Source organism: Inquilinus sp. YAF38, from assembly GCF_052113205.1.
In the GTDB taxonomy this organism is placed as follows: domain Bacteria; phylum Pseudomonadota; class Alphaproteobacteria; order DSM-16000; family Inquilinaceae; genus Inquilinus.
The window spans coordinates 1-12,001 of the sequence record NZ_JBFRCU010000006.1 but is presented as its reverse complement, the minus strand read 5'-3'; the positions used below and the strand labels follow the sequence as shown (position 1 = coordinate 12,001).

The following is a 12,001-nucleotide window of genomic DNA, read 5'->3' as shown; positions in this document are numbered from 1 at the left end:
GAGGAGGTCCCGGCCTCGCTTATACGGGCTGCCAGGAATCTCGGTTTAAGGAATAAAATCCTTATTGTTTACGAAGGTTTCATCTCGGCTGCGCTCTGGAAGCGCCCTCTGTCCGGCACTATCAACCACCGGCGCAGCACGTCCGGCGCCTCGCTCTCCGGCCAGCCTCAATGATCGAACGGCTTCGGGCCCGCCCAGCCGAGAACGCCGATCACCGGCGGCTCGACCGTCGTGATGAGCCAGCGACCCAACCCCATCCAGGATATCGCCCTGAAGCTGGCAGTGAGCCTGCCCGTCTCCTGCCACCAGGCCATCAGGGCGTCCGGAGCCTCCCATTGCTTGGGCTGATACTGGAACGGCAGGCCTTGCGTATTCAACGCCGCCAGCTTCATGAACAGATCCTCGTTTTCCCAGGCCGGCCCCTCGCCGGAAAATGGGATCTCCGAGGGCACTCCGGACACAATCGCGCCGCCAAGGATGATGCAGTTGTTCGAGAGGCGGACAACATGGCACGGCAGCGCCTCGCCGGGCCGGCCACGCTGAACGGCGAAGGGAAGCCTTCGTCCCGGATAGGTCATGACGCCCGGGAGCGGCCGAGCATCAAAGGGCGCGGCGGTACTTCTGGAACAGGATCACCGCCTGGGTGCGGCTGGAGACGCCGAGCTTCTGCAGCAGGCTGGAGACGTGCGCCTTGACCGTGGTGATCTGGACGTCGATGGCGTAGGCGATCTGCTTGTTCAGCAGGCCTTCGGCCATCAGCTCCAGCACCTTGCGCTGCTGGTTGGTCAGGAGCTCGAACCGGCAGCGCACCGCCTCGTCCAGCGGCTCATCCTCTTCCAACTCGCCCGGCCCGATCACGTCGAGCCCCTCGGACGGGGTATAGCTGCCGCCGTCGAGGATGGTGGAGATGGCGGAGACGATGGCGTCGCGCGACAGCGACTTCGGAATGTAGCCGACGGCGCCGGCGTCGAAGCATTCGCGCATCACGAAGCTGTCGGCCAGGGCCGAGATCACCGCCACCGGCACATCCGGCCGCCGGGTGCGCAGCGAGCGCACGCCCTTGACCCCGTTCATCCCCGGCATGCGCAGGTCGAGCAAGATCAGGTCGATGTCCATGACCGAGGCGATGCGCTCGACCGCCTCGCCGAAGGTGCCGCTCTCGAGCACATCGACCTGGTCGTCGAGCGACTTCAGCGTGCCGACGAGAGCCTCGCGGAACATCGGGTGATCGTCAGCGACTAGGACCGTGCGCATCGGCGACATCCTTTGTCTCGGCGGCAAGTGTGGAATTGAACGCCGCGGGAGTCGGCGGGTCAAGCGATAAGGTCCCGCCTTGGCCTTTGGTCTCAGAAACCGATGCCGCCATTGATCTGCAGGATCTCGCCGGCCAGGAAGGAGGCGCGATCGGAGGCCAGATAGAGCACCGCCTCGGCCACATCCTCCGGCGTGCCCTCGCGGCGCAGCGGCGTGCGCTCGACCACTGCGGTGCGGCCCTGCGGCGTGTTGAAGACGTCGTGGAAGCGGGTGCCGATCAGCCCCGGGGCGACGCCGTTCACCCGGATGCCGAGCGGCCCGACCTCTTTGGCCAGGCTGCGGGTGAAGGTCGCGACCGCACCCTTGGTGGCGGCGTAATGCGAGGCGCCGGGGCCGCCGCCGTCGAATGCCGCCAGCGATGCCATGGTGACGATGGCGCCGGTGCGGCGCGGCTCCATCGAGCGCAGTGCCGCCTGGCAGCACAGGAAGGTGCTGGTCAGGTTGACCGCGATCGCCTGGTTCCAGAGATCAAGCGAGGTGTCGACGCAGCGACTGCGCTGCAGCAGGCCGCCGGCATTGGCGAACAGCACGTCGAGCGGCCCGAGCTCGCGCTCGGTGCGGGCGAAGACCTCGGTCACCGCCTCCGGCCGGGTCAGGTCGGCCGGCAGGGCCAGCACCTTGGTGCCCAGTTCCGCCGACAGCGCCGCCGCCTCGTCCCGGCTGGTGGCATAGGTGAAGGCGACCCTGGCGCCGGCCTTGGCGAAGGCCCGGGTGGCGGCGGCGCCGATGCCCGAGGCGCCGCCGGTGACGAGCACGACCTTGTCCTGGAAGCTCATGGGTATTCCTTTCGGTGGGCAGCTCGGAGGCCGGGATGGGGCGCTTCCATCCCTGTACCGTCATTGCGAGGAGGCGAAGCCGACGAAGCAATCCAGGGCCGCTCGCATCGGCCCTGGATTGCTTCCCCCGGCTCAAGGCCGGGGTCGCAATGACGGCCTTTTCCATGGGATCGCCGGGGTTACGCCATCGTGGCGAGCATCGCCGGGGTCACCCGGTGGCGCAGCGGCTCGCCAGCCAGGAAGCGGCGGATCTCGTCGACCGTGGTCGCCCCCTGGCGCTTGTGTGAATCCGCGCTGTGGCCGGCGGCGTGCGGCGACAGCACGACATTCGACAGGCTGCGGAACGGGCTGTCGGCCGGCAGGGGCTCCTGGTCGAAGACGTCGAGCGCGGCGATGAAGCGGCCGGTGCGCAGGGCGGCGAGCAGTGCCGCCTCGTCGATCAGCGACGGGCGGGCGGTGTTGATGAACAGGCAGCCGTCGCGCAGCCGGGCGAGCTGCGCCGCGCCGATCATGTGCCGCGTCTCCGGCAGCGCCGGGGCATGCAGCGAGACGATGTCGCAGCCGGCCAGCAGCTCGTCGAGACCGGCGCGTTCGACCCCGAGCTCGGCCGCTTTCTCCGCCGTCAGATACGGGTCGGAGACCAGCACGCGGCAGCCGAAGGCCCGGAACAGGCCGATCACCAGCCGGCCGACATAGCCCGCGCCGACGATGCCGACTGTCTGCGCGCCCAAGAGCCGGCCGAGATGGCGCTGGCGCAGGTCGAGCCAGCCCTCGCCGGCCTTCATCCCGGCATCGTGCCGGTGCGGCTCGCGCAGGATCGACAGGGTCTGGGCGATCACGAACTCGGCCACCGATTCCGCGATGTTGACCGCGGCATGGGAGACCTGGAGGCGGCCGCTTTCGATCGCCGCGGGCGGCACCAGGCGGCGGACGCTGCCGGCGGAATGGGCGACCAGCGCCAGGTCCGGCCGCGCCGCCAGCACCTCGTCGCCGATCGGCGGCGTGCCCCAGCCGGTCAGCGCCGCCACGGCGCCGTCCAGCAGCCGGGGCAGGTTCTCCGCGGTCAGCTCGCCCGGCCCCGGCGCCCGCACCGTGGCGGCGGCGGCCAGCGCCTCCTCCGCCGCGGGCGGAATCATCTGCGCCCGCATCTCCGGCGTCAGCAGCAGGGCCACCACCGGCCTGGATCCTGTCGACATGACGATCCGCCCCCTCTCATACCAAGCATTGTGAAGAACGACCCGTCATCCCGTGCGCAGCGCAGCATGCAATGATGCGCTGCAGACACGGGATCTCGGTGGGATCGTGCCGAGATCCCGTGTCTGCGCAGCGGCACTTCGCGCCGCAGCGCGCACGGGATGACGAGTCAATGGTTTCGATCATTGGTTCGATGGCTCTGGGGCCGGTCAGCTCCGGCTTGGCTGCAGCATGATTTCGGCGACATGGGCGCGCGGCGGCAGCGCCATGACGAACAGGCAGGCGGCGGCGACATCCTCCGGCTGCAGCGCCTTCCGGCGCGCCTCCGCCGGCACCGGCACCGGGCGCTTGTCGAGCAGCGGCGTGTCGGTCATGCCGGGCAGGATCACGGTCAGGCGCAGGCCGTTGTCGCGCTCCTCCTCCATCACCCCATGCGACAGGGCCATCACGCCCGCCTTGGTCGCCTGGTAGGCGGCGCCGGAGCGGTCGGGCCTGCGCGCCGCGACCGAGGCGATGTGGATGATCAGCCCCTGGCCGCGGCCGCGCATGCCCGGCACCACGGCACGGGTCAGGTTGAAGGCGGCGGTGAGGTTGGACTCGACCATGCCGGCCCAGCTGTCCGGCGTCAGCTCGCTGAAGGCCCGGCGCGGGATGTTGATGCCGACCGAGTTGACGGCGATGTCGATTGCCTCGACGTGCGGCGCCAGCGCCGCATCGAGCGTCGCCGCATCGGCGGCGTCCACGGCGATCATCACCGCGGGCCGGTCCGGGGCGATGCCGCAGATCTCCGCCGCCACCGCGCCCAGCCGCGCCCGGTCGCGGCCGAGCAGGAGCAGCGAGCCCCCGTGCCCCGCGGCGGCCAGCGCCGTCGCCCGGCCCATGCCGCTGCCGGCGCCGGCGACCAGGATCGTCCGACCGGAAAGCACACCCGCCATCGTCACACTCCCTGCTTGGGCGGCGCCGTCGAGGCCCGCACGATCAGCTGGGGCATGGCGCTGACATGCGCCTCCTGCCCCTCATCGGTACCTTCGAGCACCCGGATCAGCGCCCCGACCGCGGCCTCCGCCATCTGCGCCAGGGGCTGGCGCACTGTGGTCAGCGCCGGATGCACCACGGCGGCCAGGTCAATGTCGTCGAAGCCGACGATCGAGATGTCGCCGGGAATCGCGGCGCCGAGGTCGCGGGCGCCGGCATAGGCGCCCATCGCGTACATGTCGTTCACCGCGACCACCGCGGTCGGCGGGTCGTCGCGGCTGAGCAGCTCGCGGATGCCGATGCGGCCGAGCTCCGGCCCCTCGGTGTCGCCGTAGCCGCCGATGCCGGCGCCCTGCCAGACCAGATCCGGGTCGAGCGCCAGCCCGGCCTTGGCCATCGCGGCCTTGAGCCCGTCGAGGCGGCCCACGCGGCTGCTGGTCTTGATCGGCCCCGACAGGAAACCGATGCGGCGGTGGCCGAGGCCGACCAGATGCTGGCCAGCCAGCCGGGCGCCGAGCTCGTTGTCGACGCTGACGCTGCAGGCCACCACCTCCTCCGCGCCATGGCCCTTGCGGTCGAAGGCGGCGACCACCAAGCCGCGCCTGGTCAGATGGGCGATGTGGTCGAAGGACAGCGGCGAGGAGCTGAAAATGACCCCGCGCACGCCGGAGGACAGCAGCGTCTCGGCATAGCGGGCCTCGAGCTGCGGGTCGCGCTCGGCGTTGCAGAACAGCACCTTGTAGCCGAGCGCGGTGGCCGCCCGTTCGACCTTGTGCGCCAGCGCCCCCCAGAACGGGTTGGCCACCGAGGGCACGATCAGCCCGATGGTGCGGTTGCGGCCGGATTTGAACTGCTGGGCCAGCGCGTTCGGGGTGTAGCCGAGATCCTCGATCGCCCGCAGCACCCGCGCCTTGGTCTCGGCCTGCATGCGCCCATGCCGGCCGTTCAGCACGTTCGACACCGTGCTGGCCGAGACCCCTGCCGCCCGCGCCACGTCGAGAATGCTCGCCACGATCCCCCGGACCTTCAGTACAACGTTTTATCACGAATAGCGCCGGCCTGCCGCCACTGTCAAATGGCGGATTGCGGGAGTAGGCCCCAACTGCGAAAATCCTCCGTGTTGACTTGTCCGGCGAAGTTGGTGTTACGTTGCACCAACCGAGCATCAATGAGCCGGTCATAGCGAAGGGCGCGGCAAGCGCACCACCGCCCATAGGGGGAGGACCCGAGATGTCCAGGACACTCGATTCCAGGAGATTTGGCCGACGCGACGCCTTGCTGCACGGAGCCGGGCTGATGGGAGGACTGGCTCTGGCCGGCCTCACACCCCGCGCCTTCGCCCAGGATGCGGCCCGCATCCGCTTCGGCGGCTATGTCGAATCGCAGGAGCAGCTGAAGCAGACGCTGGCGACGCTGAAGGCCTATACCGACAGCCATCCGGGGGTCGAGATCGTCCCGGAATTCACCAGCTTCAGCGCCTTCACCGACAAGCTGGCGACCGAGGCCGCGGGCGGCAACGCCCCCGACATGTTCAGCGTCAATGTCGACCTCTTGGGCGAATACGCCCGGCGCGGCGTGCTGGCGCCGCTGAACGGCTACATCCCGAAGCCGCTGGACCTGTCCGACTATGTCGACGGGGCGATCAAGGCCGGCACCCTGAACGGCCAGCTCTACGCCATCCCGAACGACTGCATCGCCCCGGCGATCACCGTGAAGACCGCGGTGTTCGAGGAGACGGGCGTGCCCCTGCCCGACCAGATGTGGACCTGGGAGCAGCTGGCCGAGACCGCGGTCGCGATCACCAAGGCCAAGGGCAAGCGCTTCTGGGGGCTGGAGGATGCGGGGTCGAACTACATCCCCTGCGACGTGTTCCTGCGCGGCATGGGCAAGTCGATGTTCACGCCGGACCGGCAGTTCGGCTTCGCCCGCGAGGACCTGGCCGAATGGTTCGCCTATTGGGCCCGGCTGCGCGACGCCGGCGGCATCCCGCCCGGCGAGGTGCAGGCCCTGGCCAATGGCGACGACCCGGCCCTGACCGGCATCATCTCCGGCCGCGCGGCGATGTTCGCGTCGCTGACCGACAGCTTCGTCGGGCTGCAGGCGCTGACCGAGGACGACCTGGTGCTGCACATGCTGCCGAACGGCTTCCAGGGCGGCACGCTGGCCCAGCACCACTACACCTATGCCGGCAACTCCACCGGCCTGTGGACCAAGTCGCCGCACAAGGACCGGATCGTCGACGTGATCCGGTTCATGCATTTCGAGCCGGCGGGGATCGAGCTGTACTACCGCGGCAGCGGCATGGTGCCGGCGTCCAAGGCCGGCCGGGCCGCCCTGGCCGATGAAGGCACCGATTCCGACCGCAAGATCATCGCCTATATCGACCTGCTGCAGCAGAACCCGGCGCCGCCGCGCTATCCCGGCATCACCGGGATGTCCGGCATGCTGCGCCGGGCCAATGAGGCGGTGGCGTTCGGCAAGATGAAGCCGCAGGAGGCCGCCGACCAGTTCATCGGCGAAGCCAAGGCGCGGCTGTGAAGCGGCACGGCGTCGGCACTTCGGCGGAGCAGAACGGCGCCGCCTTCCTGTTCCTGGCGCCGTGGATCGTCGGCGCCCTGTGCCTGACGCTGGGGCCGATCCTGGCGTCGCTGTACCTGTCCTTCACCAGCTACGACCTGTTCAACCCGCCGGTCTGGGCCGGGCTGCACAACTACGAGCGGCTGCTGTTCGAGGACCCGCGCTATGTCCAGGCGGTCAAGGTCACCTTCAGCTACGTGTTCCTGTCGGTGCCGCTGAAGCTGGCCTTCGCCCTGGCCGTGGCGGTGATGCTGAACCGCGGCATCGCGTTCCTCGGCATCTATCGCGGCCTGTACTACCTGCCCTCTCTGCTGGGCGGCAGCGTCGCCGTCGCCATCATGTGGCGGCAGATCTTCAGCTATGACGGGCTGATCAACCATGTGCTGCTGTGGTTCGGCATCGACGGGCCGAGCTGGATCTCGAACCCGGACACCGCGCTGTACACCCTGGTCAGCCTGGCGGTGTGGCAGTTCGGGTCGCCGATGATCATCTTCCTGGCGGGCCTCAAGCAGATCCCGCAGGATCTGTACGACGCCGCCGCGGTCGACGGCGCCGGGCCGGTGACGAAGTTCCTGCGCATCACCCTGCCGCTTTTGACCCCGATCATCTTCTTCAATTTCGTGATGCAGATGATCGGCGCGTTCCAGGCCTTCACGCCGTCCTTCATCATCAGCAACGGCACCGGCGGGCCGGCGGATTCGACCCTGTTCTACACCCTGTATCTCTACGAGCAAGGCTTCACCAACTTCCAGATGGGCTACGCCTCGGCCATGGCCTGGATCCTGGTCGGCATCATCGCCACGGCCACGGCGATCGCGTTCCTGTCGGCCCGCTTCTGGGTGCATTACGGGGATGAGCGATGACGGCGGCGCCGGCCGGGGACGAGGCGCGGATGCGCACGGGATCGCAAGGCCTGCCGTTCTGGATGGCCGATGTCCGGCCGAAGCGGATCCTGATCCACCTGGCGCTGATCGCGGGCGCCGTGGTGATGATCTACCCGCTGCTGTGGCTGGCCAGCGCCTCGGTCAAGCCGTCGAACCAGATCTTCTCCGACCCCGGGCTGTGGCCGTCGAAGCTGCGGCTGCAGAACTATGCCGATGGCTGGCGCGGCGCCGCCCTGCCCTTCAGCGTGTTCTTCGGCAACTCCTTCCTGATCTCGGCCCTGGCGGTGATCGGCAACGTCATGGCCTGCAGCCTGGTCGCCTACGCCTTCGCGCGGCTGAACTTCCGGTTCAAGCGCACCCTGTTCGCGCTGATGCTGGCCACCATCATGCTGCCGCTGCACGCCACGCTGATCCCGCAATACATCCTGTTCCACAGCCTGGGCTGGGTGAACACGATCCTGCCGCTGGTGGTGCCGAAGTTCCTGGCGGCCGACGCCTTCTTCGTCTTCCTGATGGTCCAGTTCATCCGCGCCATCCCGCGCGAGCTGGACGAGGCGGCGGCGATCGACGGCGCCGGGCCGTTCCGGATCTACCGGTCGATCATCCTGCCGCTCCTGACCCCCGCTTTGGTCACCACCGCCGTGTTCTCCTTCATCTGGACCTATGAGGATTTCCTGACGCCCTTGGTCTATCTGACCGACATGGCCTCCTATACCGTGCCGCAGGGGCTGCGGCTGTTCATGGCCTCGACCGGCGTCTCGGCCTGGGGCCCGATGCTGGCGATGTCGCTGCTGTCGCTGGTCCCCCTGTTCGTCCTGTTCTTCGTCTTTCAGCGCCGGCTGATCGAGGGGATCGCGACGACGGGCCTGAAATGAAACCCATGGGACCACCGATGCTGATCCGTCACGACACCCTGACCCAGCTGGTCGGGGACATCTTCGCCGCCCAGGGCTGCAGCGCCGCCGAGAGCGAGCGCATCGCCCGCTATCTGGTCGCCGCCAACCTGACCGGGCATGACAGCCACGGCGTCATCCGCGTGCCGCGCTACGTCGGCATGCTGGCCGCCGACGAGGTGCGGCGCGACGTCACCGCCGAGATCGTCACCGACACCCCCGCCTTCGCCCTGGTCGATGGCGGCTACGGCTTCGGCCAGACGGTCGGGCCGCAGGCGGTGCAGCTCGGCATCGCCAAGGCGCTCACCGGCGGCGTCGCGGTGGTCGGGCTGCGCCATGCCGGCCATCTCGGCCGCATCGGCGAATGGGCGGAGATGGCGGCGCAGGCCGGCCTGTGCTCGCTGCACTTCGTCAATGTCGCCGGCAGCGAGCTGGTGGCGCCCTTCGGCGGGGTCGAGCGGCGCTTCTCCACCGCCCCCTTCGCCGCCGGCTTCCTGGTGCCCGGCCGGGCGCCGGTGGTGCTGGACTTCGCCACCTCGCTGGTGGCCGAGGGCAAGGTGCTGGTGGCGGCCAATGGCGGCAAGCCCCTGCCCGAGGGCGCGCTGATCGAGCCGGACGGCACGCTGAGCCAGGATCCCGACACGCTGTACGGCCCGCCGGTCGCAGGCAGCGCCCGCAGCGCCCAGAACGGGCTCGGCGCCATCCGCGCCTTCGGCGAGCACAAGGGGTCGGGCCTGGCCCTGATCTGCGAGCTGGTGGCCGGCGCCCTGACCGGGTCGGGCTGCGCCGGGCCGGGGCCGCGCCGCTTCTGCAACGGCATGCTGTCGATCTACATGGCGCCCGGCCAGTTCGGCTCGGCCGAGGAGCTGGCGGCCGAGACCACGCGCTACATCGACTATTTCAAGGCCTGCCGCCCGGCGGAAGCCGGCGGCGAGGTGCTGCTGCCCGGCGAGCCCGAGGCGCGCCGCCGGGCCGAGCGCATCGCCGGCGGCGTGCCGCTGAGCGACGAGGTCTGGCGCAGCCTGGGCGAGACCGCCCGGGCCGCCAGCCTCGACATCGCCCGCTACCTGCCGGCGGCCTGACACTGCCGGCTTCGCATCCCTGGAGGAATCAGTGTCCGAGCCGATCCTGACCGTGTTCACCAAGCCCTGGACGGGCCCGCTGCCGCAGCTGGCCGACACGGTGGCCGGGCTCGGTCTCCAGGGGGTGGAGCTGCCGGTGCGCCCCGGCTACCAGGTGACGCCGGAGACTGCCGCCACCGGGCTGCCGGCCGCCGCCCGCACCCTGGCGGCGCGCGGCCTCTCGATCCGCAGCATCGCCGGGTCGATCGACGAGGCCACGGTCGCCGCCTGCGGCGAGGCCGGGGTGCCGATGATCCGGATCTGCGTCGCGGTCGACCCGGCCGTGGGCTTCCGCGCCACGGTCGACGATTACCGCCGCCGGTTCGACGCGCTGCTGCCGGCGCTGGAGCGGCACGGCGTGGCGATCGGCATCCAGAACCATTCCGGCACCCAGATCGGCAGCGCCGCTGGCGTGCTGTACCTGATCGAGCGCTACGACCCGAAGCATGTCTGCGCCGTGCTGGACATGGCGCATTGCGGCGTGGCGGGCGAGCCGACGGATCTCGCGGTCGACATCCTGTCCGACAGGCTGCGCCTGGCGAACTTCAAGAGCGCCTATCAGCGCCGGCTGACGGCGCCGGAGGAGGACGCGGCCTACAAGGTGCATTGGACCACGCACCAGCACGCCGCCTATTCCTGGCGCGGCTTCGTGCAGGCCCTGCGCAAGGTCGGCTATTCGGGGGCCTACTGCCTGCCGGCCGAGTACAGCCACCCAAGCGGCAAGGGCCAGCGCATGGGCGACGAGGTGCTGCCGTTCCTGAAGGGCGATATCGCGCATTTGAGGGGGCTGCTGGGGGAGGTGGGGGCTGGATAGATCGAATCGCGTCATTCAGCGCGGCCTATCATCGCCAAGTCCCGCGGCGGCGCATCGCAGGGACGGTCACTGGAGCGGCCGCCCCTCGGATCGTCAGAGACGCCCGTCCGTATCCCATCTTTGCGTCCTCCGGGTCCGGGCCGCTCTCTTTGCGAACTGCGCCCGCCTGCCCGGGGGACGGCCGTCCTACATCCGAGGCCGGACAGTCTCTGGAGACAAGCCCGCCCTGGCTTCTGCAATTGCGGCCCCGCTTCGATTCGTGCCAGGGACAGTCTTGACAGCCCCCTGACGGCTACTCCCTTCGCGGCAGCCATCGCCCATAAGGGGTACATAGACCTTCATTGATTTTGCATAAAAAATCATACAATTATATTCAGAATAGCCCAGCGGGGCCAAACGGTCGCGGTAACCGCATTGGTTCTGCGAGCGAGAATTAGAAGCAGCAAAAAGCCTTCAGTCGAATGAAGAAGGAAGGGAGCATTACCCTCAAATAGAACAAGAGGCGATTATGCATTTCGTTAGAAGTGAGGCGGCATCGCTTCCCGCGGCCATCGAGGCGACAAAACTGGCAATCGATTGCTCCGCTGGGGACCGGACGGTGGACCATCCCGTTCCAGGCCCGACGGTCGCGATCATCGACAGACGTGCCCTGGGCCGGGAAACCCTGACGCAGGCGCTGGCGGGAGCCGATGCCCGCTTTCGGGGCCGGGCGTTCGTCGACATCGGCGAATGGGAGCTGAGCCCGGATCGGGACGGCACGTCGGTGATCCTGCTGGGGTGCGGCGCGGCCGGCCATGATCATCCGCCCCTTGGGGACGACCTTCGGGCCCTGGTCGCCGCGCATCCCGGCATCCCTGTGGTTGTGATGGGCGAAAGCGAGGATCCCCGCCATGTCGCCGAAATCCTGGGGCAGGGAGCCCGCGGCTATATCCCCACCAGCGTCAGCCTGAGCGTCGCGATCGGCGCGCTTGGCCTCGCGATGGCCGGAGGCATCTTCGTCCCCGCCAGTGCCCTCCGGAACTCGGGCCATGAACGGCAGGAGCGCGAGCAAACCGTTCACAGCCTGCTCGGCCTGTCGGAACGGCAGGGCGCAGTCGCCGATGCCGTCGCCCTGGGCAAGCCGAACAAGATCATCGCCTATGAGCTGGACCTGTGTGAGAGCACCGTGAAGGTGCATATCCGGACCATCATGAAGAAGCTGCAGGCCCGGAACCGAACCGAGGTCGCCTTCAAGCTGCACGCAGCAAAGACCCGTGCCGCCTGACATGGAAAAGGCCGCCATGACGGCGGCCTTTCCAGCTTCAAGCGTTCCTTCCCGATCCGTCAACACGGGCAAGAATATTTTATCCGCAATACCGTGTGCCGGGTGACGGCCCGAACACATTCATTTCCTCGGTCGAAGCACAGTATTAATAACATGTTATGAAAGTGACCCAAGTACCTCTTTCGGAGG

12 protein-coding genes are annotated in these 12,001 nt (G+C 68.7%); 6 read left to right on the top strand and 6 right to left on the bottom strand.

Annotation, left to right across the window (positions count from 1 at the left end; translation table 11 throughout):
• Positions 1-167 precede the first annotated feature (167 nt).
• The 6 genes from AB4Z01_RS04005 to AB4Z01_RS03980 all read right to left on the bottom strand — a co-directional run bounded on the left by AB4Z01_RS04005 (position 168) and on the right by AB4Z01_RS03980 (position 5,271).
• On the bottom strand, positions 168-578 hold the full coding sequence (locus tag AB4Z01_RS04005; protein ID WP_441690807.1) for a hypothetical protein: 411 nt from the start codon (positions 576-578) through the stop codon (positions 168-170).
• 22 nt (positions 579-600) lie between these two features.
• Complete coding sequence (locus AB4Z01_RS04000) at positions 601-1,254, bottom strand: response regulator transcription factor (protein ID WP_342240649.1); 654 nt, start codon at positions 1,252-1,254, stop codon at positions 601-603.
• Positions 1,255-1,346: 92 nt separating this feature from the next.
• The gene (locus AB4Z01_RS03995; RefSeq protein WP_441690804.1) at positions 1,347-2,090 is read right to left on the bottom strand and encodes an SDR family NAD(P)-dependent oxidoreductase; all 744 of its coding nucleotides are present in this window, start codon (positions 2,088-2,090) and stop codon (positions 1,347-1,349) included.
• Positions 2,091-2,269: 179 nt separating this feature from the next.
• Positions 2,270-3,286 carry a hydroxyacid dehydrogenase gene (locus AB4Z01_RS03990; RefSeq protein WP_441690803.1) on the bottom strand — a complete coding sequence of 339 codons (1,017 nt, stop codon included), beginning with the start codon at positions 3,284-3,286 and terminating at the stop codon, positions 2,270-2,272.
• Between the two features lie 207 nt (positions 3,287-3,493).
• Positions 3,494-4,219: an SDR family oxidoreductase gene (locus AB4Z01_RS03985; RefSeq protein WP_441690801.1), complete on the bottom strand. Its 726-nt coding sequence runs from the start codon at positions 4,217-4,219 to the stop codon at positions 3,494-3,496.
• 2 nt (positions 4,220-4,221) lie between these two features.
• A complete protein-coding gene (locus AB4Z01_RS03980; RefSeq protein WP_441690799.1) occupies positions 4,222-5,271 on the bottom strand; it encodes a LacI family DNA-binding transcriptional regulator in 1,050 nt (349 codons plus the stop codon).
• Positions 5,272-5,555: 284 nt separating this feature from the next.
• On the opposite strand from AB4Z01_RS03980, the gene AB4Z01_RS03975 reads away from it, so the two are divergent.
• From AB4Z01_RS03975 to AB4Z01_RS03950, 6 genes are all read left to right on the top strand, one after another.
• Positions 5,556-6,797: an ABC transporter substrate-binding protein gene (locus tag AB4Z01_RS03975; RefSeq protein WP_441690797.1), complete on the top strand. Its 1,242-nt coding sequence runs from the start codon at positions 5,556-5,558 to the stop codon at positions 6,795-6,797.
• Positions 6,794-7,699, top strand: a complete 906-nt coding sequence (locus AB4Z01_RS03970; protein WP_441690795.1) for a carbohydrate ABC transporter permease — start codon at positions 6,794-6,796, stop codon at positions 7,697-7,699. The genes AB4Z01_RS03975 and AB4Z01_RS03970 overlap by 4 nt, the downstream gene beginning before the upstream one ends.
• Positions 7,696-8,595 (top strand): carbohydrate ABC transporter permease, encoded by a 900-nt coding sequence (locus tag AB4Z01_RS03965; protein WP_441690794.1) that lies wholly within the window; start codon positions 7,696-7,698, stop codon positions 8,593-8,595. Before AB4Z01_RS03970 ends, AB4Z01_RS03965 begins: the two co-directional genes overlap by 4 nt.
• A gap of 17 nt (positions 8,596-8,612) precedes the next feature.
• Positions 8,613-9,695 carry an Ldh family oxidoreductase gene (locus AB4Z01_RS03960; protein ID WP_441690792.1) on the top strand — a complete coding sequence of 361 codons (1,083 nt, stop codon included), beginning with the start codon at positions 8,613-8,615 and terminating at the stop codon, positions 9,693-9,695.
• Positions 9,696-9,726: 31 nt separating this feature from the next.
• Complete coding sequence (locus AB4Z01_RS03955) at positions 9,727-10,548, top strand: sugar phosphate isomerase/epimerase family protein (RefSeq protein ID WP_441690790.1); 822 nt, start codon at positions 9,727-9,729, stop codon at positions 10,546-10,548.
• A 508-nt stretch (positions 10,549-11,056) separates the two neighbouring features.
• Positions 11,057-11,812, top strand: coding sequence for a LuxR C-terminal-related transcriptional regulator (locus tag AB4Z01_RS03950; protein ID WP_441690788.1), 756 nt, complete (start codon positions 11,057-11,059; stop codon positions 11,810-11,812).
• Positions 11,813-12,001: the final 189 nt, after the last annotated feature.